Origin of the sequence: Pyrobaculum islandicum DSM 4184 (assembly GCF_000015205.1) — an archaeon.
Lineage (GTDB): Archaea > Thermoproteota > Thermoprotei > Thermoproteales > Thermoproteaceae > Pyrobaculum > Pyrobaculum islandicum.
In genome coordinates this window covers 1,716,105-1,739,890 of record NC_008701.1, presented here as the reverse complement: position 1 = coordinate 1,739,890, position 23,786 = coordinate 1,716,105, and the positions used below count along the sequence as shown (strand labels likewise).

The following is a 23,786-nucleotide window of genomic DNA, read 5'->3' as shown; positions in this document are numbered from 1 at the left end:
TCGATGACAAATTGTCAATATTGTCTCCGGTTTTGTCTTCGATATGCGAAGAGGTGAGAACTACCCGCCCCTACATTACTTAGAAGAAGCTGAAAGGCTAGAAGGTCAGCAGGTCCCACTCCAGTATGTAGTCGCGGGCGTCGGCGATAAATCTTGCATGTCTTTTCGCCGCTGTGACTGTCGAGTGTGTCCCAGCTAGTCTCCAGTGGGGATCTCTAATCTTTTCTCTAGTTATCAATACTCTCTGCTTTCTCTTGTTAACGTATACATAGAACACAGGTCAAGAGAAGTGCCCAGTTATATATCCATCAGGTAAAACTAGCCGCACAATAGCCGCCGAAGCATAATTGAAAGCCGCTACGGAGGATTTTTTAAACTGGATGTATGTCGTACACATGGTGGTGGTCGACGTGTTGGGGGCTCATGCGTATACGCTCGTGAGATACGGCGTAGACCCCTATGACGACGTAGAAACGGCCGTGAAAAAGCTGGAGGCTAGGGCGCCCCATCTAGCCCGGCTTCTAAGGGAGGTCGCCCGCGTCTAGCTCTCCACTCCTCTTCCACGTCTAGACACCTCGCCCCGGCCTCTCTACAGAGCTCTTCTATGGTTTTCTTTACCTGTGTCCACCACTGCGTGCCGGCCTCTTGTCTGTAGGCGGGGGGTAGTCTCGCGTGTGCCTTGGGCTTGGGCCTGTATCTGTCGTATATAAGCTCGGCGCCTATGGAGGCTGCGAGTTTTATAACCTCGGCGAGGTCCTCCCGGCTGTCGTTGTAGCCCGGCACCACTGGGCCTAGGAAGATCCACACCTTTACCCCCTCCTCGGCTAGCCTCGCGGCGGCTCTTGCCCTGGCTGTGGGGTGTGGGGCGGCCGGCTCCAGCTCCAGGGCTTTGTCTCCCATTGCGGTGATGGTGATGCCCACGTCTACCGACTCCCTGTATCTCTTGAAGAGGTCTAGGTCCCTCAGCACGAGGGGGGATTTGGTCTGTACCGAGATGTGGAAGCCCGCCTCCGCCAATATCTCGATGGCGCCTCTGGCCAGTCTGTACTTGGCCTCGGGGGGCTGATAGGGGTCTGTCACAGTGGAGAGCCCCACGACGCCGGGCTTGAGCTGGGCGGCCTCCCGCCTGAGGACCTCCAGGAGGTTGGCCTTTACGTAGACGATGTGGCCCCAGGCGGCGCCGGGCGGCCCCTTGGTGTAGTCTTGGGCGTAGCAGTAGAGACAGCCGTGGAGACAGCCGACGTAGGGGTTGAGGGCGTAGTCGTACTCCGGTAGCCCGGAGGGGGTTAGGGCGCGGCGTACTCTTATCTCGTATATTTTCACATGTCTATCTCGTCTCCTAAATATATGCCAATTCTGCACATAAGTACAGTTTTAAAATGCATGTTATTAGCCAAGTGGTGGATATGTGGCTTGTGTTTCTTGTGGCTTTTTCCATCGGCGGACTTGTGGCGTCTCTACTGGTGATATACCTCTTCTACCTCCTCGGCACCCTCCCGCCCGGCTGCTACGCCAATGTAGAGCTTCTGCCGGGGGTCACACTAGATTGTATCAAAGTGTTGACTAGCCGCTACGCCTACATAGGCCCCGTCCCGCTGGACGCGGCGGCTGCCGTCTGGTTTGTAGTAAACATCGGGGCGGCTCTGTGGCTGTACAGAACTCTGTCTAGGCGGGCCGCCCGCTTTGTCTTTTGGTGGCGTCTCCTCGGCCTCGCCATACTGCCCTATCTCGTCTATCTGGAGTTCGCCGTGTTGAAGGCCGTCTGTATTTATTGTACTATAATGCACGCCTTTATCCTCGCCGACTTTGTAGTAATCACTCTCTACCTACGGCGGGTGGCCCCATTGATAAGATGAGCATTTCTCCAAGCGCCGGCGCTGTGGTGTGTTGTATGTGGCTTAGGTAAGTAGGACAATTTCTCTACTGCAGAAAACCCTTGGCGTCATCTCCCCGGCGCCTCTCGTGACATACATGAGTGCCTCGCCCCTCCTGTAGAGACCCCAGGTGTATCCAAAGCGACTGTTGGTGTACAAGGGGACGTTGCCGGGCAAGCAGAAGTGGCCGCCGTGGGTGTGGCCCGCGAGATAGAGGCCACCGACAGCCAAATGGAAGGCGTCTGGCGAGTGGACCAGCACAACGTCTGCGTCCTTGACCGGGGGGTAGTCTCTGGGGTCGTCTCTCCAGTCCAGTCCATATATCCGGAGGCCCCCTATCTGAACCCAGTCGTCGGCGAGGACGTAGACTCCTGCCTCCTCTAGCGCCGCAACGCCGCGGCGGAGGGGGATCCAGCGGGAGGCCCAGTGCTCGTGGTTTCCCAACACGGCGATTTTGGGCTTGGGCAGGTGGCGTAGCGTCTCCGTCACTGCCGCGAGATCGGCGGTGAGTTCGTCGTAGGTGTCTCCACCTATCAACAGGATGTCGTAGGGCGGGAGCTCAAGTCTCCTCGGAGTGTGGATGTGGAGGTCGGAGAGGAAGGCCGCCCGTCTCCCTAGGCCCAGCTCCAGTGTGGTGACCTCAGTGTAGAAGCCACCGGCGAGCCCGCCGGCCAGAAGTAGGGCGCCGGCGGCTGTGAACAGCTGGCGTCTCCTCACTGGGCCCTCTTGAGGGCTTCGGAGACCGCGGCGTGTACCAGCTCTATATCCTCCCTAGTTATCATATACGGCGGGAGGAACCTCAGGGTGTTGACGCCGGCGGTCAGCCCGAGGACCCCCCGCTCCAGGAGGGGCTGGAGGAACTGGTCGGCTTTGACCCTCAGCTCTAGGCCTAGCATGAGGCCCATCCCCTTCACCCTAACGGCGAGTCTGCTCTCCACCTCCCCCAGCGCCTTGGCCAACTCGGCGCCGGCCCTCTCGGCCTTGGCCGGGACGTCCTCCTCCCTGAGGAGACGGGAGGCGGCCGCGGCGGCCGCCATGACCACGGCGTTTCCGGCGAAGGTAGATCCGTGCTCCCCGGGCTCAAACACGTCGCCGAAGTCCTCCCGGGCCACCGCCAGGCCGATGGGTAGGCCTCCCGCCACAGCCTTTCCTGCCGTGAAGATGTCTGGCTCCACGCCGTATTTCTGGAAGGCCCAGACGGCGCCTGTTCTGCCGAAGCCCGTCTGCACCTCGTCTATTATGAAGAGGGCGCCCTTCCTCTGGGTCTCCTCTCTGAGGGCCTTTAGGAATTCGGGGGTGGCGGGGTTGACGCCGCCTTCTCCCTGTATCGGCTCCACCACCACGCAGCAGGTGTCCTCCTGCACCAGCTTGTCCACCTCTGTGGGGACATTGAACTTGCCGAATCTCACGTGGGGGTAGAGGGGCTCGAAGGCCTTTCTGTACCTCTCGTTCCAGGTTATGGAGAGGGAGCCCATAGTCCTCCCGTGGAAGCTGTTGGTAAAGGCGACGATGGTATGCCTCCTGGTTATCTTCTTGGCGATTTTGACGGCGGTCTCCACGGCCTCTGTTCCCGTGTTCTGTAGAAACACAACGCCGAATTTGGCGGGGAGGAGTCTGGAGAACTCCTCTATAAACCGCTCCCTGGCGGGGGTGGAGAAGTTGAGGGGCACGGCCCACACCTCCTCCAGCTGCCTCCTCACGGCCTCCACTATCTTGGGGTTGGCGTGGCCTAGGAAGGCAACGCCGTGGTTGGTGTTACAGTCTAGATAGCGCCTGCCCCCGTCGTCCCAGACGTACTGGAGGAGCCCCTTGACGATCCTCAGGCCGTACTCCCTGTAGTATCTGGCGATTCTAGCCACAAGCCACGATAAAAGCCAGTTAATAACTATTCCTCCTCAACGATAAACTCCACGACCCCCGCCACGTTCACCACGTCTCCCCTGTACAGCTCCACGAGCCCCTCCCCCCTTATGTCTACGCCGTTTACGTAGGTGCCGTTGGTACTACCCAAGTCGAGAATGTAGAGGGCGCCCCCAGCCCTCTTCAAGGCGAAGTGTCTCCTAGATATGTACATAGCCGCCGGGCCTAGCCAGGCGAAGTGCTCCCTGCCGTAGACCCCCTCCCTCTCTAGAACCACAGGCCCCCTCAACACCAACCTCGCCGGGTGGAATACCTCGACTACATACACCCGCTCCATGTTGTAAAACGTGGACAAAATAAACTTCCAGTAGTCATAAGAGAGAGACGTATACGCGCCTTATAAAAGACATAACCTAGGAGTGTTGTATCTCTTCCTTAGCCAGTTTCTTCGCCAGCTTGAACACCTCGGCGAGCTCCTCCACAGCGATCCTCCCGGTGTTTATATTGCGGGGGCTGGGGTGGTAGGCCCCCACTAGGTACACGCCGTCTTTCTCGACCACCGCCCCGTGTCTAAATTCCCCCCGGACGCCGAGGATCTCGGACACAGCTCGCCAGGCCACTCTGCCCAGGGCCACCACCACCCTGGGCTTGACTATCTCCACCTCCTCCCTCAGCCACCGGCTGCAGTTCTTCACCTCCTCGGCGGTGGGCTTGTTGCCGGGGGGAGCGCATTTGACGGCGGAGGTTATGTATACGCCGTAGAGCTCCACCCCGTCGTCCCGCGAGATGCTGTACGGCCTAGAGGCGAGGCCCGCCTCGTAGAGCGCCTTGAAGAGGTTCTGGGAGCTCCGGTCGCCGGTGAACATCCGGCCAGTGCGGTTCCCCCCGTGGGCGGCGGGGGCGAGACCAACCACCATTATGGGGCCGCTCCCCCACGGGGGCACCGGCTTGGCCCAGTAGCCGGGCGGAAACGAGCTTCTGTACTCAACGAGACGGGGGCAGGCCCTACACGCGGTCAGTTTCCTCAGGAAGTCCTCGAAATCCACACTCAGTGGTACTCCACCACGTATATCTTCTGCGCCTTCTCCCTAAGGAGCTTAACCCAGACGTTCCCCCTGGGATCCATACTTGTGGCGGCAACTGGAAATATATAACCAGCGGATAAAGTTATTTTTATACCTCTGGCATATTTCGTGGACAACTTGAAGAGGGAGTTCCTAAGGCTTCTTCGGGAGGATGAGGAGTTCAGGCTGGCTGTAGCCGGCCTCATAGGGCTGGGGGAGGTGCTACAGGAGCTGAGGAGGCTGAGGGAGGACTTCCAAACCTACATAAAAGAACAAGAGAAGAGGTGGAGAGAAAACGAACGGAGGTGGAGGATGAACGAGAGGCGGTGGAGGGCCAACGAAAGGAGGTGGCGTGAGGCTTTTAAGAGGTTTGAGGCGCTTGAGCGGGGTCTCCAGAGGTTGGATAGGCGGCTTGTCCTTCTGGGCGCCCGCTGGGGGGTGGAGACGGAGGAGGCTTTTAGGGAGGCGGTGCGGGGGATTGTGGAGGATGTTTTGGGGGTTGGGGAGGTGGTGCGGTGGTCTTACTTCGACGGGGAGGGGCTGGTGTTCGGCTTCCCCTCGCCCGTGGAGGTGGACGTGTTGGTTAAAGACGGTGTGCATATACTCGTGGAGGTTAAGGCCTCCGCTACGGACAGCGACGTGGCTAAGCTGTGGCGGATAGGCCAGCTCTACCGCCGCGCCACCGGCGTAGAGCCGAAGCTGGCCTTGGTCACGCCCCACATAGACGAGCGTGGTAGAAAAGCCGCCGAGGCGCTGGGCATCCAGGTGTACACCTATTTATAGGTCTTCCCCAGGCTCTACGTGGGTAACCCAATGAGGCAAATCTTTAACCGGGTTAAGTGGAGCGGCCGGCGGGCCTACTTCTGGTTCATAAGCAGGGGGTCGCCGGGCGGCGAGGAGGTGCTCTCCACCGACGACGTGGTGGAGGTGGGGGCCAACGGCGTTGTCGTTTCGGTGGGCGGGAGGGAGAGGTACATCCCCTACCACCGTATTGTCGAGATTAGGCTGGAGAGCGGCGAAGTTCTCCTCAGCCGGAGAGGCGGCCGAGAGCCCTCAGGAGGGCTTTGACCTTTCCTGGGTCCTTCACCCCCGGCGACGACTCCACGCCGCTTGCTACGTCCACCATGTAGGGCCTCAGCGCCGCGACGAGGTGGGCGTTCTCCGGCGTGATGCCTCCGGCGAGCGCCACCTTCCCCATGTGTGCCACCTCGGCCAGCGCCTGGAGCGGGATCTTGAGGCCGCCCTCGTACCTCTCCCGGCTCCCCTTCTCTGCGTCTACTAGGACGTACTCGTGGGGCTTGGAGAGGAGCTGTGACACGGCGGCTCTCAGATCGGCCCCCCGTCTGTACACCGCCACCGGGGCGAGGGCCACGCCCCTCTCCTCCGCGTAGCTGAAGTGGCCGTCGCCCAGAGACCCGTGGTGCTGGACCACCGGGATCCCCAGCGACGCCGCCAGATCTACGGCTTCGGCCGGCGGGAGAGAAGCCGTCACCAGCACGGGCCTGCTCTCTCTAACCAGCCGCACCAGTTCCCCGAGCCGCCTAGGCTCCACCGACCGGGGGCTGGAGGGCTCCACTATGAAGCCGATGTAGTCCACAAGGCCGTCTAGAAGCGCCACATCCTCTGGCCTTGCCACGCCGCAGATCTTAACTAACACAAGAGAGTGAAAAAACTAGGACTATAAACATACTAAGAATTGTCTCGGCAAGATTTCCAAGGCCCTCCGAAAGGTTTTTAGACATTAAACGCAGCGACGTTTAATACTGGGCGCTACCGCTGGCGAGAGGCGCTAAATTACAAACAACGCGGCCGTAGGCCGCGCGGCATCGTCTGTCTTAGGCCAATTTCGGTTTCATGACCGTTAATCCGTAGGGGCTTACGTATACACATAAGTCTCCAGCCGCTGGAGCTCTGCTCCGAGCACTGCGTTGAAAGAGGGGACTGTGCCATCGTCCCCCATGCCCCATGACGCCACACTTGAGAGTGCAGAGCCCTCTGTGAAGACATGGGCAGTCCCTAGGCGACGCCTAGGGACAGACCGCGATTTACGCCTTCTACAAGGCTGTGTTTAGGAAAAAAGTAGTTTTTTTGTGTAGAATAGGAGCGATCTGCGGTTTAGTATCACATGCGCCGTTGCTAGGCCTATTATCGAGAAGCCCGTGTAGGTATGTAGGTTATTCCAGAAGTGTTTTGTGGCGCCTAGTATCACGGCGTTGCCCGACCCCGGGCCAGAGGGCGCGAAGTACAGCACTATGCCGGAGATGGCCATAATCACACCGCTCGCTATGAGCAACATTATGACTATTGCTCTTATGAATAGGCTCGGCATCATCATGGGCCTCAGCCCTTTCTCTGTCTCTTAGCGGTTTGGTTGCCCACCTCCGTCGTGTGGATCCCCTGGGGCCAGCCGACGTTTCCCACGCCGTGGTCCACGTGGCTTTCTTCGCCTTGTGACATGTAGTACGAGACGGCCACTAGAAGCCCAACGTAGGCCGCTACCACCGCCGCTGCTATTATCAACGCCAGCGGTATTTTCCTAGTTTTGGACTCCATAGACGTTTTGAACAACTCATAGTATATAGAATACGGCCGGAACCACGTGCGGAACAGGCTTTCGCAGTGGTTCCTCCTGTATCCACGTGTCGGCGGCGGTCTGCCACACGTTACATATAAATTTATATATCCGTGGCTTTCTCTACGCCATGTCGGGGTGGTAGACCGCTGGTACAACATCGCCGCTGATCTGCCCGGGGTCCTCGCTCCTCCTAAGGACCCAGATGAGGGGGAGAGTAGAATCGCTCTTCTCACCAGGATCCTGCCCTCTGCGCTGATTGACCAGGAGTTCACCGCAGAGAGGTGGGTGCCCATACCTGAGGAGGTGAGAGAGGTCTATAGGCGGGTGGGGAGGCCTACCCCCCTTCTGAGGGCGGAGGGGTTTGAGCGGGCGCTTGGGACTAAGGTGCACATATACTACAAGTACGAGGGGGTTCTGCCGGTGGGTAGCCACAAGCTCAACACCGCGGTGGCTCAGGCCTACTACGCAAAGGCGGATGGGGCTGTGGAGGTGGCTACTGAGACGGGGGCGGGGCAGTGGGGGATGGCTGTGTCTCTCGCCGCGGCGCTCTTCGGCCTCAAGGCGACGGTCTTCATGACCCGCTCCTCCTACAACAGCAAGAGGCAGAGACTGGTCTTCATGAGGGCGTACGGCGCCACCGTCTACCCAAGCCCCAGCGAGGTGACCGAGACGGGCAGGAGGCACTTCCGGCCCGACCACCCGGGGTCCCTCGGCATAGCCATATCTGAGGCCGTGGAGTACGTCCTCTCGGGGGAGAGGAGAAAATATCTGCCGGGTAGCGTTATGGAGTTCGTCCTCCTCCACCAGACAGTCATAGGCCTTGAGGCCATGAGACAGTTGCCCGAGGAGCCGGACTACGCGGTGGCTTGCGTCGGCGGGGGGTCTAACTTCGGCGGTTTCACATACCCGATGCTTGGGGCTAAGCTCAGGGGGGAGGGGTTTGGAAAAACCAAGTTTCTCGCCGTGGAGTCCGCCGCCGCCCCTAAGCTGACGCGGGGGGAGTATAGGTACGATTTCCCAGACGCCACGGGGATACTGCCGTTGATTAAGATGTACACCCTAGGCCACGACTACGTCCCCCCGCCTGTCCACGCGGCGGGCCTGCGCTACCACGGCGCCGCTCCCAGCCTCTCTTTGCTTAAGCGGCTGGGCCACGTGGAGGCAGTGGCCTACGGCCAAGAGGAGGTTATGGAGGCGGCGTTGCTTTTTGCAAGATCAGAAGGCGTTTTGCCAGCTCCCGAATCGGCACATGCGGTAAGGGCTGTGATATATTTGGCAAAAAAACTCCCGCCAGGCTCTGTAGTTGTGTTTAACATGTCTGGTCATGGACTTCTTGATGTTGACGCGTATGAAAAGGCTCTTGAGTGGGAGAAAATATATAAACACCCCGAAGATTAACAATATGGCTTCGGGGTGGTAAATATACTAAAAAAACTTGCAAACGGCGTTTCGCTTAATATTGACGAGGCCTACCTCCTCTCGCGTGAGATCCTCTCCGGGGGGCTAAACGATGTGGCTGTCGCGGCGGCTCTCACCGCGATGAGGTGTAGGGGGGAGACGGCGGAGGAGGTGACGGGTTTTGTAAAATCGGCTAGAGAGGTGGCGGTTAAGGTGCCGCTTAGGGTTGAGGCTATAGATACGGCGGGGACGGGGGGCGACGGGGCGGGGACTATAAACTTGTCCACGCTCGCCGCTGTGGTCGCCGCGGCGGCGGGGGCCAGGGTGTTAAAACACGGGAACAGGTCGGCGTCGGGGTTCTTCGGGAGCGCGGACTTTATGGAGGCGGTGGGCTACAACCTCGAGGTGGGCCCTGAGAAGGCAGCTGAGATGGTGGAGAAGATCGGTTTCGCCTTCGTCTTCGCCCCGCGGTACCACCCGGCTTTTGCAAAAGTCGCGCCAGTGAGAAGACAGTTGCCCTTCCGCACCGTCTTCAACATCGTGGGGCCGCTCGCGAACCCAGGCTTGGTCAAGAGACAACTGATCGGCGTGTCGGAGAGGAGGCTGTTGGACGTGGTGGGCGGCGTCGCCTCCGTCTTGCTAGACCGCGCCCTTGTGGTATACGGCTCCGGCGTGGATGAGGTAAGCACAGAGGGCCCCACCGAGGTGGTGGAGGTGAGGGGCGGGAGGGCCGAGCGCTACGTCTTAGAGCCGGAGGACTTCGGCATTGGAAAAACGCCGCTCCCCCGGGCCTCGACAAGGGAGGAGGCGGTGGGCCTCGCCTTGGCTGGGCTTAGGGGAGAGCATAGGGAGGCTGAGATCGCCATAGCTGTCAACGCCGCCGCGGCGCTGTATGTGGCCGAGGTGGTGAGGGACTTCAGAGACGGCTTCGAGCTCGCCGTCAAGACAATTAGAGAGGGGGCCGCGTATAGGAAGCTGAGAGAGGCCGTGGAGGCGTCGAGATGAAGATCCCGCTGTCTAAGCTCCCACCGCCGAGAGAGCTAGCCCACGGGCTGTATCAGTCGGGGGAGGAGTTCGTGGCTCTTCTAGAGTCGGGCCAGGGCTTCGCAGAGAGGGCGAGGTTCACCCTCGTGGCGTGGGGGGTGGAGAGGGCGTACGTATCCTCTGGGCCCGATCTACAACAAGTGCTCTACTTAGCACAAAGGGAGTTGAAAGCGGATGGAGGGCCCTTCGGCGGCGATGTGTTAATCGGGGCTCTGACCTACGAGGCATCGTACTACATGGAGCCTCTGTTGCTTAGGTATAACAAGGTAGACCGGTCTATCCCGGCGGCGTTTCTGGTTAAGCCCAGGGGCTACATCCTCTACGACAAGATGCTGGGGAGGGGCTACCTGAGGGGGGAAATGCCGAAGGTTTCTGTGGAACGGAGAGAGACCAAGGTGAGGGGGCCGGTGGCCATGACCGACCCGAACCGCTTCAAGAGCTGGGTGGCAGAGGGGAGGGAGAGGATCGCAGCTGGGGAGATCCTCCAAGTGGTGCTCTCCAGGTGGGTAGACTACAGAGCGGAGGGGGACCTCTTCCCTCTGTACAAGGCGCTGGCAGAGGAGAACCCCTCGCCGTATATGTACTTCGTTAAATACGGCGATATCCACTTGATTGGGACGTCGCCTGAGCTGTTGGTAAAGGTGCAGAGCGGCCGCGTGGAGACCCACCCAATCGCCGGGACTAGGCCAAGGGGCGCCACCGAGGAGGAGGATCTAGCGCTGGAGGAAGATATGCTCAGCGACGAGAAGGAGCTAGCTGAACACATCATGCTCGTGGATCTGGCTAGGAACGACATCGGGAGGGTGTGCCAGCTGGGGTCTGTCAAGGTGGAAGAGCTGTTCGCCGTGGAGAAATACAGCAGAGTGCAACACATAGTGTCTAGGGTCATGGGCGTCATGGATAGAAGGTTCACCCCTGTCGACGCCCTCTTGGCCACCCACCCGGCGGGCACCGTGTCCGGCGCCCCCAAGGTAAGGGCTATGGAGATAATCGCCGAGCTTGAGGACGAGCCTCGGAGGTTCTACGCAGGGGCCGTGGGCTTCATCTCGCCGTCTCTCCTCGAGTTTGCCATAGTCATAAGGACTATAGTGGCCATGGGCGACTCCCTCCGTATACAAGCCGGGGCGGGGGTTGTGTATGACTCCACGCCCGAGCGTGAGTTTAGAGAGACCGAGTCTAAGCTTGCAGCGCTCAGAGCCGTCGTGGAGGGTGGGCCATGGACTTGACTCTGATCGTAGACAACTACGACAGCTTTGTCTACAACATTGCCCACTACATTGGCGAGCTGGGCAGCCGGCCGCTTGTGTTGAGAAACGACGAGGTGACTGTCAAAATCGTTGAGAGAATTAGGCCAGACAGGATAATAATCTCGCCAGGCCCTGGACACCCGGCTAACCCCCGCGACGTGGGGAACTCGCCCGACATCGTGAGGGAGTTCAGCGGGAGGATACCCATACTAGGCGTCTGCCTAGGCCACCAGATCATAGGACACGTCTTTGGCGCAAAGATCAGGAGGGCGAAGACAATAAAACACGGCAAGACCAGCCAAGTGCGCCACCTCGGCGGGCCGTTGTACAGGGGCGTGCCAGAGGTTTTTCAAGCCGCCCGATACCACAGCCTTGTGGTAGACGAGCTTCCCCCGGTTCTGGTCGCGGAGGCCTACTCCCTAGACGACGGGGAGATCATGGGGCTTCGGCATGTGGAACATCCCGTCTACGGGGTTCAGTTCCACCCAGAGTCCGTGGCGACGCCGCTTGGGAAGAGGATTTTAAAGAACTTCCTAGATCTGACCATATGAGGAGGCCCGGCCTCGGCGTGTACGTCCTGGCTGGCTGGCCCAACGCTGAGGTTTTCAAGAGGGCGCTTACCGCCGTGGGAGAGGTGGCCGACTTCGTGGAGCTAGGTCTGCCGAGTAGAAACCCGAAGTACGACGGGCCCTACATCAGGCAGGCGCATAGGGAGGCGGAGCCGTCTGCTGTGGAAGCGGCGCCCGGCGAGACGTACATCATGGCCTATTGGGAGGACTTCGCCGGGGAGCCCCAGAGACTGTTTGAGACGGCGCGTGCAGCGGGGGCGAGGGGGGTCCTCGCCCCGGATCTCCTCATTGACTTCCCAGGCGATCTAGACCGTTATGTTGAGCTGACCAGGAGGTACGGGCTGGAGCCGGCTTTCTTCATACCCAGCAAGTTCCCCTACGCGTTGCTTAGGCGCCTCGCCTCTCTAAAGCCCGCCTTCATATACCTCGGGCTGTACGCCGCAACTGGCATAGAGCTGCCGGTATACGTCGAGAGAAACATAAAGACAGTTAGGGAGGTGGCGCCTGAAGTCTATCTGGTGGCGGGCTTCGCCATAGACAGCCCTAGGAAGGCCGCCGCTGTGGTGAAGGCGGGGGCAGACGCCGTGGTGGTGGGAACAGCCTTCTTAAGAAGGCTTAGAAACTCGGTAGAGGAGGCCATCGCCTTCCTCAAGGAGATAAGGGGGGCGTTGGACTCACAGCAGTAGGAAGGGGAGGTAGATCGCTATATTTACGGCAGTGACCACCGCGCCATATTTAAGAAACTCCGTGAAGGAGACCGACGTGTGGTACTTCTTTTCGAGGACCTCCAGGATTATTATGTTCGACGCGGCGCCGAGTAGAGTGAGGTTGCCGGCGATGGTGCTGGCCATGGCGAGAGTGAGCCACGCCCTCTCGTCTGCGCCGACTTGCATCAAGTAGGCCGAAAAGAGATTGACGAAGGGCACGTTGCTCAAGATTTGGCTGAGGCCGAGGGAGAGGGCGGTTATGGCCAACATGTCGTGGACCGTGCCTTGGTAGGTGGGGAGGGCGGCGGAGATAATCGGCTGGAGGACGCCGCCGTCCCACACTGCCTTCATGGCGATGAACATAGTGGTGAAGAAGAGTATCGTGCCCCAGTCCACCCTGGAGAGGAGGTCGCGGGGGTCGCTCGCCAGGAAGTAGACGAAGGTCGCCACGACGAAGGGTATCAACCCTATGTTGTGTATATGGGGGGCTCCGCTTACGGCGGCTACGTCATTTGCCACCATGGCCGCCACAGCCGCCGTCAGCCCAGCGGCGGCCACCGCCGCATCTCTCCTATTTCTAATGGCCTCCCATGGGCTTGTGGCTATCGCCACCCTGCCGTTTTCCACCCCCATCATCTTGGCCAGGATCAGCGGCGTGACGACAAGGTTTATGAGGGTGGGCAACGCCAGCGTTTTGAAAAAGGCAATAAACGGCGCTTGTATGCCAGAGGTGACGGCTATTAACATGTTCTGGGGGTTACCCACCGGCGTCATAACCGACCCGATGGTCAACGAGTAGGCCAGGAGAAGGAAGGCGAACTTAGGCGGCAGTCCCGCGGCGCGGGCGAGTACAGCCGCTATGGGGGGCCCCATCAGCGCCACCGTGTCGTTTACAGCCACAGCCGCCAAAAAGCCAAAGAGGAGAGAGGCCCCCACCGCCAGCCCGTATCTAGACTTGAAGAGGCCGAGGAACCAGTAGGCTACTGCGTCTAACAGCCCGCTGGACTCAGCTAAGGCGACGATAGAGAACATCCCCACGAGGAAGAAGAGAACCTCGAAGTTTACCACAGACGGTATTTGGTCGATGGACAGAGGGCCTGGCACAATGGCTATAAAGGCGGCGAGCGACATGAGAGACCAAACCGGTAGCTTGGGGTATAACGGGCGGAGGAGCATGCCGATTATAACCACCGCTATTATGACTATGGAATAGATCTCGCCGAGGTACATCAGCTCTACAAACTTTAATATTTTAAGCTGTTGCCCCATATATGAATGTCACATTGTTATTTGCCGCCCTCTTTACAATAAGCGTCTTCGCAGGCTTCGTGGGGTCTCTCACGGGGTTGGGCGGCGGGGTGGTGTTGGTGCCGATTTATGTCCTCGCCCTTGGGGTGCCTGTGGAATACGCCGCAGGCGCAAGCCTCGTCTCTACCATAGCCACCTCTTTGGCGACTAGTGCAACATATGTGAGAGATAGGCTTACCAACGTCAGAATAGGCATGTCTCTAGAGATCTCCACCACCCTCGGCGCTCTGGCGGGCTCCCTCACAGCCGCCTGGATCTACGCCTCGGGGCTACAAAGAGTGGTGTATTTGGTATTCGGCGCTGTGCTCATCTTTTCCTCCTATATGCAGTGGGCCGTGGCTAAGCTAGGCGAGCGGCCTAGACCTCCGCCAGACCGCTGGACTTCTTTTTTAAAGCTTAGAGGTAGGTATTACGACGCCGCAAGGGGAGAGACGGTGGAGTATTACGGAGTTAGGTGGTGGCTTGGCGCGCTGATCATGTTTGCCGCGGGTCTCGTGTCCGGCTTCTTGGGCATAGGCGGAGGGGCGCTTAAGGTGTTGGCTATGGACTGGGCGATGGCCCTCCCCATCAAGGTGTCTACCGCCACTAGCAACTTCATGATAGGCGTGACCGCCGCCACGGGGACGGCGGTGTACTGGGTCCACGGCTATATACAGCCCTTCTTAGCTGCCGCGACTGCCCTCGGCGTACTTGCCGGCGCCTACGTTGGTAGCAGACTATTGCCACACCTCAGGAGTAGATCGGTCCGGTTCTTTTTTGCCACGGTGGTGCTCCTGCTGGGGGTACAGATGTTGTTGAAGGGGGTATGGAGCTAGAAGACGTAATCGTGTTGGTGATGAGAGCGGGGCTTGCCGCCAGCGTAGCCCTCATCCTCTCAGGCCTTCTCCTCCTCGCCCTAGGGCCGGACAAGTCGATTTCGGAACTGGCCAACCTCCGTTCGCCTATAAACTCCTCACTGTATCCTCCGGCTAGTCTAGTGATAAACCTCCCCTCCCACCCAGCCGTAGCGTTGTTGTTTATAGGTCTGGCGGTGTTGATGGCTACCCCCCTGGTACGCGTGGCACTGGCAGTAGCCGAATTCATAAGGGAGAAAGACGCCATATATACTGCACTAACTCTATTTGTATTATTTGTCCTATTCATCTCGCTTATTTTACCCCGTGTATATGTATAGCCTTACCCCCATTGGATATATACGACATAATTACTCCGACGAGGAAGTAAAAAAGAGGCGGGTAGTTGAGGCCGTCGTAGAAATTTTACCTGAGTATGAGGCTGGTCTCGCGGGGATTGAGGAGTATAGCCACATAATTATCATAGCTTACCTCCACAAATTCCGGGGGAGGCCGCTTGTTGTAAGACCAAAAAGAGTCGAGGGGGCCCCAGAGGTTGGAGTTTTTGCAACAGACAGCCCCGATAGGCCGAACCCAATAGCTGTGACAATTGCCCGACTACTTAAGCGTGATGGCCGCGTGCTCTACGTAGACGGAGTAGATCTATTCAACGGAACCCCAGTACTCGATATAAAAGGCTTTTCACCTAAGAGATGTCCAGAGAGAGTCAAAGCGCCCTGGTGGGCCGAGGAACCTCTTTGAGCGGAGGGTCTCGGAGGCCAAGAGGGCGCTGGAGACGGGGGAGGTCTTCCAGCTAGTTAGACAGTTGTATGTTCAACACGTTAGTGTTTCGTATATTTTTCATTGACTACGCTTTATATGTCGTATATTTTTCAACGAGGTCTATGTCCCTCGTTTGTACGCTTTACACGGCGTCTATGTGTGTTTCACTTGCCCGGCCTGTGAGACGCGGATTTATGGGGTAAGGCTGTGGGATTATGTAGCTGAACTCCTAAGGCTGGAGTTTGAACTTTTGGAAAACTCCCTCTCCATATATCTTGTTATAAGGTGTTGTTTAAAAAGGTAGAGGATTGCAACGACTCATGATTTGTCCGTACTGTAGCTCTGGCAAAATAGTGTTGCAGAGCGGCGAGTATGTGTGTAGAGAGTGCGGCACGGTTGTGAGGTGGCGCCGCCCAGAGTTACGCCGCCGCGTTGTTGTCCTCTTAAGGGGGGCAGACAGACGAAGTTGACAGCGACGTGGTAAAGTTCTACTCAAAAATCAAGAGCTATCCTGAAAAGCGCAGTGCGGCGGACTATATCTTATTATGGAAGCAGGGGATATAGAAAAGGGGAGCGGACAGAGGAGGCGGAGCCGGAGGCGCAACAAGAGCAACGCTGAGAAGAAAGACGAGAAGAAAGACGTCTTGACGCACGCCGTCGCCGTCCCCAGCCCGCGGCTGAGCTGGAGGAAGTTCAACGCGTTGAAGGAGCTGGAGGAGAGGTATAAGGAGTTCGTCGTCGAGTTCGTTGAATACGGCTTTAAGCGCGGCGTGACGGGGCAGGTCTCACTCCGCAAGGCTCTGTACAGCGAGCTGAGGGGGAGGTACCCCGACCTCCCATCCCACTACGTCTACACGGCTGCGCAGGACGCAGCCACACGCGTAAAGAGCTTTATGGCGCTGAAGCGCGAGGGCAAGGCGAAGACGGAAAAGCCAGAAATACGAAGGATCAGCATCTGGCTTGACGACCGCCTCTGGAAGCCAGAGGGCTATACCGCCATAAGGGTGTCAACGCACAGAGGTCGGATAACGATACCGCTTTGGCCGACCAAGCAGTTCTGGAAGCACCTCAACGGCGGCTGGAGGCTGAAGTCGCAGCCGAGGCTAAAGCTGGACGAAAAGAGGAGGGCGGTCTACGTCTACTTCGTCTTCGAGAAGGTTGTAGAGGAGAGGCCGGCGAAGGGCATCATCGCCGTTGACCTCAACGAGAACAACGTGGCTGTGAAGGCCGGCGGCAGGGTGTACATCCTTGAGACTGGGATTAGAGATATCACACTCGGCTACCACAGCCGGAGAGAGGTTATGCAGTCTCTCAAGGGCAACCGCTACACAAGCCGTGCGCTGAAGAAAAACGAACTGAACAAGAAGAGCGACATCCGGAGGAAGGCGGCCAATTTCGTAGTCAGAGAGGCGGAGAGGTTAGGTGCCGCAATAGCCGTCGAAAATTTGCCAAAGGAAGTGCCAAAAAACATGATATCGAGAGTTGATGATCCTGTATTAAGAGATAGAATCTACAAAGCTGGCTTTAGAAGTATGTTGAGGGAAATTATACGTAAGGCAAGGGAGAGGGGGATCCCCGTGGTGAAGGTCAATCCGAGGAGAACCTCCTCCACCTGCCCGCGGTGTGGCGGGGGGCTTGCGAGGGGCTCTGCCCCGAGGCTCCTCCGGTGCCCCCACTGCGGGCGGGAGTGGGGGAGGGACGTCGCCGCCGTCATAAACACCGAAAGGAGGGCACTCGAGGAGGGCCGCGTGCCGCCCGGCCCCATGCCCGATGACCCCACGCCCGAGGTATCTTGGATACCCATGAAGGCGTGGGCGAGGAGAAAGTCCCTAGGCATAACAGCCTAGGGACAGGCGGCCGACTAGATATTGCGTATTTCTAGAAAAGAGAACTGTAGCTCCCCTTTACACAACCGGCCTTCCCCGGGGGAGCTCGGGGCGCGCGCCCGAGCCGCACAGGGGCAACCCAGGCGCGCGGGGCCCGGCCGTGCCCAGGCGGACGGGCGCGTCAAACACAACAACCTATGAGCCAACCGGCCTTGGGAATCCGGCTGGTGAACGCACTTACGAGGTTAAAAGTTTGATCATTGATAAGCATAAAATTTTTAAATGGGAGCGTTTCTTATCTTATGCCGTCTCACGGATCGCTGACGAAGGCTGGTAAGGTGAGAAATCAAACTCCTAAGATACCGGCTAAGCCGAGAAAGAATCTAACGCCGAGGAGGAGAAATATAAGGAATTACAAGAGAAGGATTCTCTACGCCTCTTCTCAATCCGCATCTGCCACAACTGAGGCTTGATCATATTAGCAACTTTTTTACTTATCGTCCTGTTTATAGTATTTGGCACTTTATCTCGTAAATTAGATGTCTCTATATCCCTCGCTGTAGGCGCGTTAATATACGGCGCCGTTGCTTTTGGCGCCAGTTTGTGGAAAGTTTCTATCTCTGCCTTTAATGAATCTATGGCCTATATCTTGGCGTCTCTAATCTTCGCCATGGCCCTCGGCTTTTTATTAAAAGAAAAGGGGTATAAGATCGCAAGCGGCTTAAGCGCCCTCGGCCCAAGAGCCGCCGCGTTTTTAATACCTGCCGCAATTGGACTCCTCCCTATGCCAGGCGGCGCCTATGTAAGTGCCGTAGTTGTAGATCCTCTCTATGAAAAAATGGGGCTTGATAGAAATGAGAAGACTTTTTTAAACTACTGGATGCGCCACATTTGGATATCCATATGGCCGCTATTCCAAGGCGTGTTAATTACATCTGCAGTGTTGGGGGTGTCTGTGTGGCAAGTAGTGGAGTGGGCGTGGCCAGCCGCCTTATTTGCAGTAGTTGCAGGCGTGGCTATGGGCACACCGCTAGTGACAAACGTCGCAATAGTCGGGAGACCTAGAGATTTACTAGCTCTATGGCCGCTTGTCACAGTAGCCGCCCTATCTTTCACAATACCGCTTCCGCTGGCGGTAGCCTCTGTCTATTTGACATACGTCGTTGTATACAAAGTGCCGAGGGTGCAAATAATTGCCTCGTTTAAATATGCGCTTAACCCCCGTATTCTATCTGTCATAGTCTTCTCTCTTGTCTTCGCCCAGTATATAAAAGAGAGTGGGCTCAGTACCCAATTAGCCGAGCTTCTAAGTGGATACTCAGCTTTTGCAATTTTCTTCATACCCTTTGCCGTAGGTTTAGCCACTGGGATAGAGTTTACCTTCGCCGGATTAGCCTTCCCGCCTATATCTCCTCTGATACACGGACCTGCTCTTGCATTAGCGTTTACTGGCGGCTTCCTCGGCGTTATGTTAAGCCCAGCCCATTCCTGCCTGGTCTTAACATGTGAATACTACGGTTGCGAATCGGCGAGAGTATATAAACTACTTTTGAAAGCCGCCGTCTTAGTCGTAGTCCTCTCTATTGCATATTACATGCTAGTCTTTTACTATAGGTAGGCCTACGTGTTTATCAAACAATAACTTCACGTTTGTAGAGACATATAGAATTCGTTTAAGCTACTTAAAAAACGCAGAATTTTGACACTATCTGCCATATACAAATATATGATAGCCACATAAACGTAGTTGCTTGTAACTAACGCCGAGGGACGGTCTAAACGCCTTAGCTAGAGACGACAACTCTTATAACCGACGACATATTGTTAGACTGGAATGAGCTCTTTTTCGCTTTTTTGCGTATGAATGTTTTTATAGTAAATATATCTCTGGCGTTATGGCTGAACTGGCAAAATATGAACGAGTAGTAATAGACCAAGACATATGTATAAGTTGCGGCGCGTGTGTTGCGGCGTGTCCATATCAAGCTCTTGAGTTAGATGAAAATGGCAAGTCGAGACTCATTTGGGAGAAGTGTAAAGACGACTTCTCTTGTGTAGCTGTCTGTCCTGTAAAAGCTATATCTAAAGCCAGCGAAGCCACCCCTGAGGCTAAGGCTAAGAAGGGTTGGTATAGATTTGGCAAATCACTTACACCAGAGGAGCAGAAGGCTTTTGAAGAGTGGAAGACAAAATACGGGATTACGGCGCCGCCAGTTTAAAAATAATTTTTCATGTACTTTTTCTGTGGGCATTTGCAAACTCTGTGGAAATAGAAGTATCTTAATATCTAGTAAATTAGGCGTTTGTATAGACTGTCTAAGGAGGAGGCCCCGCGACGCTTTAGAAATAGCCGCTAGAGCCCACGCCGTGAGCCGTATGCGTTTTAAACTACCGTTGTCTCCGCCGACCTCTGGCACGCCGTGTGGAATTTGCGGCAGGGGATGCGCCATCCCAGAGGGCAGCGTGGGCTACTGCGGCCTTGTGAAAAACTTCAGCGGGAGACTTGTTAGACCTGGTGGAGATATCAACGTCGGCGTCCTCACGTATTATTACGACCCCATACCTACTAATTGTGTTGCCGATTGGATATGCCCAGCGTCAACTGGTAGGGGCTATCCGCGTTACGCCAGATCTCCCCTGGGCGAGGTTGGATACTACAACCTGGCGGTGTTTTATGGCGCATGTAGTCTTGACTGTCTATACTGTCAGAACTGGCAGTATAGGACGTACCCCTCAAACCCCCGCCTGGTCTCCGTTGATGAGCTTGAGAGGGCGATGGGGCGGAGGGTAACTTGTGTTTGTTTCTTTGGCGGAGATCCAGCGCCTCAGACTGTCCACGCACTACTTGTGGCAAAAAGGGCGGCGGAGAAAGGGATAAGGGTGTGTTGGGAGACAAGCGGCCAAATCGCGCCACATCTCTTGGACAAAGTAGTTGACATATCGCTCAAGACGGGGGGCATCGTGAAGTTTGACCTAAAGGCGTTTACGCCCAGTGTATACAAGGCGCTTACAGACGGAGAGGTGGACGTGGTGTTACGTAACTTCAAGGCGGCGGCTCGGCGTTTTAGAGAACGACGTGAAGTGCCGCTTGTGGTAGCCTCGATTCTTCTAGTCCCTGGCTACGTCGACGAGGTTGAGGTAGATCTGCTTACTAAGTTCATCGCCCGCGTAGAACCAGAGGTACCCACGAGGTTCCTCGCCTTCCACCCCGACTATATGCTCGACGACCTACCGCCCACTTCTAGAAGACATGCTGAAACAGCCTTGAAGATAGCTAGGGAAAACGGGCTTGTGGAGGTATCTTTAGGGAACGAGTGGCTTTTGGGCGACTACTACTGACGCCTGCAGTATGGCTTTATGTACTTGTACACGTCTTCTAGCCGCGGCCTCCCCTTGTAGAGCACGACGTTGGGAAGGAGCTGCTTCCAGGTGGACATGGCGAGCTCCTCGTCTACCAGAACCAGGAGGGGCTTGCCGACTTTTACAACCTTTTCGTACTTCCGCCTCAGGTAGTCAGGCGTCCAGAACCCCACAACCTCTATATATAAGTCGCCGATTTTAAAATCCGGTATGTAGACCCTGCCCTCCACCACCAGTACCTCCGGCTCCCTCTCCACTGGACATACCCTGGACACTTGGCGGTAGAACTCCTGCTCCACGTAGCTGTCGAACTCGTCGGCAGCCGGCGGTCTACTAGCCAGTGGTGGCGCTGTTTGCGAACTCTCTCTGAAGTGGTAGGTACGGTCGCCCAGCTTCACCTCAGCCTCCAGACTCCAGTTGGACGCTGCCACTATGTAGGGCACGAGCTTAGCGAGTCTCGTGCCATAGCGCTCTGTCTGCCTCAGTGCAGAGGCGGGCCCGTCGAAGTGAAACGCCAGCTGGTCTCCGGCTTCCTCCGCCGTATACATCAGTCTCAGACCCTTTACAGCTCTCACGAGGGTTTTCACAAGCGGGGGGTCATTGGGCAACTTCGCCTTCACCCATAGCGATTTGAAGAGGAGGGTCTGGATAAGGGAGAGATTGTAGAGGCGGAGGAGGTCCCCGGGGGTTAGGTCGGGCGGCTGGAGGATGGCCCTGTTTTCCTCGTAGGCCTTGGAGAAGAGCCGCTTCACCTCGGCCACGTCCATTCTCAGCTTGGTGGCCGCCGCCTGGAACACCCTCTCCCGGTCCTCGGGCGTTAGGGCGTAGCCCGCGGCGGCGGAGGCCTTGAACACCTCCAGCCTCACCTTGGCCACTAAGCGGGTGTCTACCTCCTCCACCTTGGCCAACTGTTCTACAAGATGGGCCAAGCCTCCTGTCAATCTCTTATCCCAACCTAATGCCTCAACTTTCTTCCTAAACTCGCCTATAGTCGCCGACTTTCTTACAGCCTCAAGCACCGCAGCGGCTGGAGACTCGTCGATAAGGTATAGCGGCTTTACCTCGCCTCTCTTCTTCGTAATTCTTAGGTACTCCAGGGGGATCACGTTAAGCCCTTCTTTCTTCTCCTCGCCGCCCCGACCTCCCTAGTGCTGGAGGTCACCACCTCGTATATCTTGGCCTTGTGGGGCTTTAGCCTAAGGGCGCGGCCCATCCTCTGTATGAATTGTCTTGTACTGGAGGTTCCGCCCAGAATTACGACCACGTCTACGTCGGGCACGTCAACTCCCTCGTCTAGCACCTTCCCCGTGACTATGGCCTTGAACTCCCCCCTCCTAAAGGCAGACATCACCAGCTCCCTCTCGTAGGGAGAGGTGTCATGCGTCACCAGAGGTATGAGGTAGCGCTCTGACACGGCCCTGGCCAGGGAGGTGTATTCAGTGAATATGATTATCTTAGAGTCTCTGTGTCTCGCCAGTATGTCCCCCACAGCGTCTACCTTGGCCTCTGTCTCAAAGATTAGCCGTCTCATGCCATGCCAAGCGGCGAGGGCCTTCCTCGCCTCGGGGTCGCGGCCGGCTAGAACAACGAGCTTTTGGAAGTCCGACGGCGATCTGAACCTCAACCCCCTCTTCCTGAGGTAGGCGAGGTACTGTCTCTCCAGCTCCTTGTATAGCGCTCTCTCCTCCTCCCTCAGCTGCACTCTTATAACTTCTACCTCGTAGTCCGCCGTCCACAAGCCCCTCACCTCGGCAGCGGATAGCCTATACACCACGGGGCCCACTAGCCAGTCCAAATCTACGTGTAGCCCGTCTGACCGCTCTGGCGTCGCCGTCAGCCCCATGCGGTATGGGGCTGGGCTCAGCTCCGCTATCTGCCGGTAGGACTGGGAGGGGAGGTGGTGCACCTCGTCAAATACGAGAAGTCTAAACTTGTTGCCTAGGGTCTCCACCGCCGCGTAGGCTGAGTCGTAAGTGATCACCGTGACGCAGCTCTCCCTCTTCTCTTCGCCGTACCACACCCCCACCCTCCCCGGGAAGTAGTGGGATAAGCGGGTCCTCCACTGTTGCACCAGTTCCACTGTGGGAACGACCACGAGGGCTGGCTCGCCTATTTTAGCAATGGCGGCTATCGCCACGTGTGTTTTGCCGGCGCCGGTGGGCATGACCACGACGCCACGCTTGGTCTTCATCCAAGCCTCAAGGGCCTCCCTCTGGTAACTCCTCAGCTTGACCTCTGTGGCAGGCCTAACTTCTTTACACTGTGGAGCCCAGACTCTGTCTTCAATCTCTATGCCCACCGCCTTTGCAACAGCCAGAATCCTTGGGTAGTATATGGCGAGAGATCTATATTTATTAACTCTACTGTCGAATTTTATAAAGGGGAGGCTCTTGAGCTCCCTCGGTACGTCGCCCTCTAGAAGTATTGTCCCCCTGTCCCAAACCAGCGTTAATCCCACCGCACCTCAGCTCCCGCCCCTATTTTTCTCGCCTTTTCTAATACGTAACTGGCCATTGCGGCATCAAATAGGGGGTTCCCAACAGACTTATAGACCTTTATTTCTCCAAATTTACACTCCCTTCCTTTTAGAAAATCGCCGATGTAAACCCAACTCCCACCTATATCGTCTGTCTCCTCGGCGGCATGCGGATTATCTACTAAGAAACAGCCGGCCCTTCTCTTAACTTCGTCGTCAAGTTCTCTAACAGGTCGCGGAGCGCCTATTGATATTACTGTAGCGCCTTCTTTAAGCTCTCTGCCAAATACCACTGGAGTTCTAGAAGTTGTTGCGGCTATTATCAAGTCGCTTTTTAATACATCAGTTAGAGAGGTTAGTTTCGCACCCCATCGTTGCGCCACTTCTCTAGCTTTGTCTTCATATATGTCATATATCTTAAACTGCGCTTGGGGGAATAACGCTTTAAATACCCTGAGGTGGTACTCCCCTTGGACGCCAGCTCCAATTATCCCCACCTCAGCCGGCTTTACGCCTAGTACTTGCGCCGCGACTCCACTAGCCGCCGCTGTACGCCAGGCGGTTAGTTGTGTCCCATTTATCAACGCCTGGGGGGCTCCTGTCTCTACATCAAAGACGAGGACAACTGCCTTAACTGCGGGCTTGGCCTTGGGATATATCCCCACTAGTTTAACCGTAATTCCCTGGCCGGCGATATACCCGACCATTGGAGCAAACCAAGTCTCGCCGACTGTTATAGCCTGTCTCGGCAAGAACTTAGCATCTGAGAAATAGGCCCTTCTTATAGTCTCGACAGCCTCTACGGCGTCTATAAGAAAGTCTATATTTGGCAGGATTAACATGATTAACAACCCATTGCCAT

General features: G+C 56.8%; 32 protein-coding genes. 18 read left to right on the top strand and 14 right to left on the bottom strand.

The window, feature by feature from the left end; all coding sequences use genetic code 11:
• Window positions 1-97: 97 nt before the first annotated feature.
• Entirely contained in the window at window positions 98-277 is a 180-nt protein-coding gene (locus PISL_RS09930) for a hypothetical protein (RefSeq protein WP_011763649.1), read from the bottom strand.
• A 118-nt stretch (window positions 278-395) separates the two neighbouring features.
• Here PISL_RS09930 and PISL_RS11120 point away from each other — a divergent pair, with 118 nt between their 5' ends.
• On the top strand, window positions 396-545 hold the full coding sequence (locus tag PISL_RS11120; protein WP_167827571.1) for a hypothetical protein: 150 nt from the start codon (window positions 396-398) through the stop codon (window positions 543-545).
• Here PISL_RS11120 and PISL_RS09925 read toward each other — a convergent pair.
• The gene (locus PISL_RS09925) at window positions 496-1,323 is read right to left on the bottom strand and encodes an SPL family radical SAM protein (RefSeq protein WP_053240504.1); all 828 of its coding nucleotides are present in this window, start codon (window positions 1,321-1,323) and stop codon (window positions 496-498) included. The two genes, PISL_RS11120 and PISL_RS09925, sit on opposite strands and share 50 nt — an antisense overlap.
• An 83-nt stretch (window positions 1,324-1,406) precedes the next feature.
• Between PISL_RS09925 and PISL_RS09920 the strand changes: the two genes are divergently transcribed.
• Complete coding sequence (locus tag PISL_RS09920; protein WP_425331207.1) at window positions 1,407-1,856, top strand: vitamin K epoxide reductase family protein; 450 nt, start codon at window positions 1,407-1,409, stop codon at window positions 1,854-1,856.
• Between the two features lie 42 nt (window positions 1,857-1,898).
• Here the strand turns inward: PISL_RS09920 and PISL_RS09915 are convergent, their stop codons facing one another.
• From PISL_RS09915 to PISL_RS11115, 5 genes are all read right to left on the bottom strand, one after another.
• Window positions 1,899-2,591, bottom strand: coding sequence for a metallophosphoesterase (locus tag PISL_RS09915; protein ID WP_011763646.1), 693 nt, complete (start codon window positions 2,589-2,591; stop codon window positions 1,899-1,901).
• Window positions 2,588-3,733, bottom strand: coding sequence for an aspartate aminotransferase family protein (locus PISL_RS09910; RefSeq protein ID WP_011763645.1), 1,146 nt, complete (start codon window positions 3,731-3,733; stop codon window positions 2,588-2,590). Before PISL_RS09910 ends, PISL_RS09915 begins: the two co-directional genes overlap by 4 nt.
• A 26-nt stretch (window positions 3,734-3,759) precedes the next feature.
• Entirely contained in the window at window positions 3,760-4,071 is a 312-nt protein-coding gene (locus tag PISL_RS09905) for an FHA domain-containing protein (RefSeq protein WP_011763644.1), read from the bottom strand.
• A gap of 76 nt (window positions 4,072-4,147) precedes the next feature.
• Window positions 4,148-4,780 (bottom strand): uracil-DNA glycosylase, encoded by a 633-nt coding sequence (locus PISL_RS09900; protein WP_011763643.1) that lies wholly within the window; start codon window positions 4,778-4,780, stop codon window positions 4,148-4,150.
• Window positions 4,781-4,782: 2 nt separating this feature from the next.
• Window positions 4,783-4,935: a hypothetical protein gene (locus PISL_RS11115; protein ID WP_167827687.1), complete on the bottom strand. Its 153-nt coding sequence runs from the start codon at window positions 4,933-4,935 to the stop codon at window positions 4,783-4,785.
• On the opposite strand from PISL_RS11115, the gene PISL_RS09895 reads away from it, so the two are divergent.
• Both PISL_RS09895 and PISL_RS09890 read left to right on the top strand, forming a co-directional pair.
• The gene (locus PISL_RS09895; RefSeq protein ID WP_011763642.1) at window positions 4,928-5,581 is read left to right on the top strand and encodes a PD-(D/E)XK nuclease family protein; all 654 of its coding nucleotides are present in this window, start codon (window positions 4,928-4,930) and stop codon (window positions 5,579-5,581) included. The genes PISL_RS11115 and PISL_RS09895 overlap by 8 nt on opposite strands.
• A 30-nt stretch (window positions 5,582-5,611) precedes the next feature.
• On the top strand, window positions 5,612-5,866 hold the full coding sequence (locus tag PISL_RS09890) for a DUF504 domain-containing protein (protein ID WP_011763641.1): 255 nt from the start codon (window positions 5,612-5,614) through the stop codon (window positions 5,864-5,866).
• On the opposite strand, the gene PISL_RS09885 is transcribed toward PISL_RS09890, so the two are convergent.
• The 3 genes from PISL_RS09885 to PISL_RS09875 form a co-directional block, all read right to left on the bottom strand.
• Window positions 5,826-6,455 (bottom strand): phosphoribosylanthranilate isomerase, encoded by a 630-nt coding sequence (locus tag PISL_RS09885; protein WP_011763640.1) that lies wholly within the window; start codon window positions 6,453-6,455, stop codon window positions 5,826-5,828. The two genes, PISL_RS09890 and PISL_RS09885, sit on opposite strands and share 41 nt — an antisense overlap.
• A 411-nt stretch (window positions 6,456-6,866) precedes the next feature.
• The gene (locus PISL_RS09880) at window positions 6,867-7,094 is read right to left on the bottom strand and encodes a DUF4405 domain-containing protein (RefSeq protein ID WP_280531790.1); all 228 of its coding nucleotides are present in this window, start codon (window positions 7,092-7,094) and stop codon (window positions 6,867-6,869) included.
• A gap of 44 nt (window positions 7,095-7,138) precedes the next feature.
• Window positions 7,139-7,351: a hypothetical protein gene (locus PISL_RS09875; RefSeq protein ID WP_053240502.1), complete on the bottom strand. Its 213-nt coding sequence runs from the start codon at window positions 7,349-7,351 to the stop codon at window positions 7,139-7,141.
• Between the two features lie 157 nt (window positions 7,352-7,508).
• Between PISL_RS09875 and PISL_RS09870 the strand changes: the two genes are divergently transcribed.
• Genes PISL_RS09870 through trpA form a run of 5 tightly spaced genes read left to right on the top strand, consistent with a single transcriptional unit; the run spans window position 7,509 to window position 12,317 of the window.
• Window positions 7,509-8,771, top strand: a complete 1,263-nt coding sequence (locus tag PISL_RS09870; RefSeq protein ID WP_011763638.1) for a TrpB-like pyridoxal phosphate-dependent enzyme — start codon at window positions 7,509-7,511, stop codon at window positions 8,769-8,771.
• Between the two features lie 15 nt (window positions 8,772-8,786).
• Window positions 8,787-9,776: an anthranilate phosphoribosyltransferase gene (gene trpD, locus PISL_RS09865; protein ID WP_011763637.1), complete on the top strand. Its 990-nt coding sequence runs from the start codon at window positions 8,787-8,789 to the stop codon at window positions 9,774-9,776.
• Window positions 9,773-11,041: a chorismate-binding protein gene (locus PISL_RS09860; protein WP_011763636.1), complete on the top strand. Its 1,269-nt coding sequence runs from the start codon at window positions 9,773-9,775 to the stop codon at window positions 11,039-11,041. Before trpD ends, PISL_RS09860 begins: the two co-directional genes overlap by 4 nt.
• A complete protein-coding gene (locus PISL_RS09855; RefSeq protein ID WP_011763635.1) occupies window positions 11,032-11,613 on the top strand; it encodes an aminodeoxychorismate/anthranilate synthase component II in 582 nt (193 codons plus the stop codon). The genes PISL_RS09860 and PISL_RS09855 overlap by 10 nt, the downstream gene beginning before the upstream one ends.
• Window positions 11,610-12,317, top strand: coding sequence for a tryptophan synthase subunit alpha (gene trpA, locus PISL_RS09850; protein WP_011763634.1), 708 nt, complete (start codon window positions 11,610-11,612; stop codon window positions 12,315-12,317). Before PISL_RS09855 ends, trpA begins: the two co-directional genes overlap by 4 nt.
• On the opposite strand, the gene PISL_RS09845 is transcribed toward trpA, so the two are convergent.
• On the bottom strand, window positions 12,306-13,607 hold the full coding sequence (locus tag PISL_RS09845) for an SLC13 family permease (protein ID WP_011763633.1): 1,302 nt from the start codon (window positions 13,605-13,607) through the stop codon (window positions 12,306-12,308). The two genes, trpA and PISL_RS09845, sit on opposite strands and share 12 nt — an antisense overlap.
• 2 nt (window positions 13,608-13,609) lie before the next feature.
• Here PISL_RS09845 and PISL_RS09840 point away from each other — a divergent pair, with 2 nt between their 5' ends.
• The 9 genes from PISL_RS09840 (at window position 13,610) to PISL_RS09805 (ending at window position 20,427) form a co-directional block, all read left to right on the top strand.
• The gene (locus PISL_RS09840) at window positions 13,610-14,461 is read left to right on the top strand and encodes a sulfite exporter TauE/SafE family protein (RefSeq protein ID WP_011763632.1); all 852 of its coding nucleotides are present in this window, start codon (window positions 13,610-13,612) and stop codon (window positions 14,459-14,461) included.
• Window positions 14,452-14,820 carry a DUF1634 domain-containing protein gene (locus tag PISL_RS09835; protein WP_011763631.1) on the top strand — a complete coding sequence of 123 codons (369 nt, stop codon included), beginning with the start codon at window positions 14,452-14,454 and terminating at the stop codon, window positions 14,818-14,820. The genes PISL_RS09840 and PISL_RS09835 overlap by 10 nt, the downstream gene beginning before the upstream one ends.
• Window positions 14,813-15,241, top strand: a complete 429-nt coding sequence (tsaA, locus tag PISL_RS09830) for a tRNA (N6-threonylcarbamoyladenosine(37)-N6)-methyltransferase TrmO (RefSeq protein ID WP_011763630.1) — start codon at window positions 14,813-14,815, stop codon at window positions 15,239-15,241. Before PISL_RS09835 ends, tsaA begins: the two co-directional genes overlap by 8 nt.
• 341 nt (window positions 15,242-15,582) lie before the next feature.
• A complete protein-coding gene (locus tag PISL_RS11195; protein WP_209319995.1) occupies window positions 15,583-15,732 on the top strand; it encodes a TFIIB-type zinc ribbon-containing protein in 150 nt (49 codons plus the stop codon).
• A gap of 75 nt (window positions 15,733-15,807) precedes the next feature.
• A complete protein-coding gene (locus PISL_RS09825; RefSeq protein WP_011763629.1) occupies window positions 15,808-17,109 on the top strand; it encodes an RNA-guided endonuclease InsQ/TnpB family protein in 1,302 nt (433 codons plus the stop codon).
• Between the two features lie 281 nt (window positions 17,110-17,390).
• On the top strand, window positions 17,391-17,561 hold the full coding sequence (locus PISL_RS09820) for a 30S ribosomal protein S30e (protein WP_011763628.1): 171 nt from the start codon (window positions 17,391-17,393) through the stop codon (window positions 17,559-17,561).
• On the top strand, window positions 17,558-18,706 hold the full coding sequence (locus PISL_RS09815) for a DUF401 family protein (protein ID WP_011763627.1): 1,149 nt from the start codon (window positions 17,558-17,560) through the stop codon (window positions 18,704-18,706). Before PISL_RS09820 ends, PISL_RS09815 begins: the two co-directional genes overlap by 4 nt.
• A 277-nt stretch (window positions 18,707-18,983) precedes the next feature.
• Entirely contained in the window at window positions 18,984-19,307 is a 324-nt protein-coding gene (locus PISL_RS09810) for a 4Fe-4S dicluster domain-containing protein (RefSeq protein ID WP_011763626.1), read from the top strand.
• A 25-nt stretch (window positions 19,308-19,332) separates the two neighbouring features.
• Window positions 19,333-20,427 (top strand): radical SAM protein, encoded by a 1,095-nt coding sequence (locus tag PISL_RS09805; protein WP_011763625.1) that lies wholly within the window; start codon window positions 19,333-19,335, stop codon window positions 20,425-20,427.
• Here PISL_RS09805 and PISL_RS09800 read toward each other — a convergent pair.
• From PISL_RS09800 to PISL_RS09790, 3 genes are read right to left on the bottom strand one after another with little or no spacing between them, the layout of a single operon-like run.
• The gene (locus PISL_RS09800) at window positions 20,421-21,554 is read right to left on the bottom strand and encodes a DUF790 family protein (protein ID WP_011763624.1); all 1,134 of its coding nucleotides are present in this window, start codon (window positions 21,552-21,554) and stop codon (window positions 20,421-20,423) included. The two genes, PISL_RS09805 and PISL_RS09800, sit on opposite strands and share 7 nt — an antisense overlap.
• Complete coding sequence (locus PISL_RS09795) at window positions 21,551-22,906, bottom strand: DEAD/DEAH box helicase (RefSeq protein WP_011763623.1); 1,356 nt, start codon at window positions 22,904-22,906, stop codon at window positions 21,551-21,553. The genes PISL_RS09800 and PISL_RS09795 overlap by 4 nt, the downstream gene beginning before the upstream one ends.
• Entirely contained in the window at window positions 22,897-23,766 is an 870-nt protein-coding gene (locus PISL_RS09790) for an ornithine cyclodeaminase family protein (RefSeq protein ID WP_011763622.1), read from the bottom strand. Before PISL_RS09790 ends, PISL_RS09795 begins: the two co-directional genes overlap by 10 nt.
• Between the last annotated feature and the right edge of the window lie 20 nt (window positions 23,767-23,786).

Bases quoted from the DNA above. Each gene is read 5' to 3' on its own strand.
- PISL_RS11120 (WP_167827571.1), top strand. From the start codon at position 396: ATGGTGGTGGTCGACGTGTTGGGGGCTCATGCGTATACGCTCGTGAGA.
- PISL_RS09920 (WP_425331207.1), top strand. From the start codon at position 1,407: ATGTGGCTTGTGTTTCTTGTGGCTTTTTCCATCGGCGGACTTGTGGCG.
- PISL_RS09905 (WP_011763644.1), bottom strand. From the start codon at position 4,071: ATGGAGCGGGTGTATGTAGTCGAGGTATTCCACCCGGCGAGGTTGGTG.
- PISL_RS09890 (WP_011763641.1), top strand. From the start codon at position 5,612: ATGAGGCAAATCTTTAACCGGGTTAAGTGGAGCGGCCGGCGGGCCTAC.
- PISL_RS09880 (WP_280531790.1), bottom strand. From the start codon at position 7,094: ATGTTGCTCATAGCGAGCGGTGTGATTATGGCCATCTCCGGCATAGTG.
- PISL_RS09875 (WP_053240502.1), bottom strand. From the start codon at position 7,351: ATGGAGTCCAAAACTAGGAAAATACCGCTGGCGTTGATAATAGCAGCG.
- PISL_RS09860 (WP_011763636.1), top strand. From the start codon at position 9,773: ATGAAGATCCCGCTGTCTAAGCTCCCACCGCCGAGAGAGCTAGCCCAC.
- PISL_RS09855 (WP_011763635.1), top strand. From the start codon at position 11,032: ATGGACTTGACTCTGATCGTAGACAACTACGACAGCTTTGTCTACAAC.
- trpA (WP_011763634.1), top strand. From the start codon at position 11,610: ATGAGGAGGCCCGGCCTCGGCGTGTACGTCCTGGCTGGCTGGCCCAAC.
- PISL_RS09845 (WP_011763633.1), bottom strand. From the start codon at position 13,607: ATGGGGCAACAGCTTAAAATATTAAAGTTTGTAGAGCTGATGTACCTC.
- PISL_RS09840 (WP_011763632.1), top strand. From the start codon at position 13,610: ATGAATGTCACATTGTTATTTGCCGCCCTCTTTACAATAAGCGTCTTC.
- PISL_RS09835 (WP_011763631.1), top strand. From the start codon at position 14,452: ATGGAGCTAGAAGACGTAATCGTGTTGGTGATGAGAGCGGGGCTTGCC.
- tsaA (WP_011763630.1), top strand. From the start codon at position 14,813: ATGTATAGCCTTACCCCCATTGGATATATACGACATAATTACTCCGAC.
- PISL_RS11195 (WP_209319995.1), top strand. From the start codon at position 15,583: ATGATTTGTCCGTACTGTAGCTCTGGCAAAATAGTGTTGCAGAGCGGC.
- PISL_RS09825 (WP_011763629.1), top strand. From the start codon at position 15,808: ATGGAAGCAGGGGATATAGAAAAGGGGAGCGGACAGAGGAGGCGGAGC.
- PISL_RS09820 (WP_011763628.1), top strand. From the start codon at position 17,391: ATGCCGTCTCACGGATCGCTGACGAAGGCTGGTAAGGTGAGAAATCAA.
- PISL_RS09810 (WP_011763626.1), top strand. From the start codon at position 18,984: ATGGCTGAACTGGCAAAATATGAACGAGTAGTAATAGACCAAGACATA.
- PISL_RS09790 (WP_011763622.1), bottom strand. From the start codon at position 23,766: ATGTTAATCCTGCCAAATATAGACTTTCTTATAGACGCCGTAGAGGCT.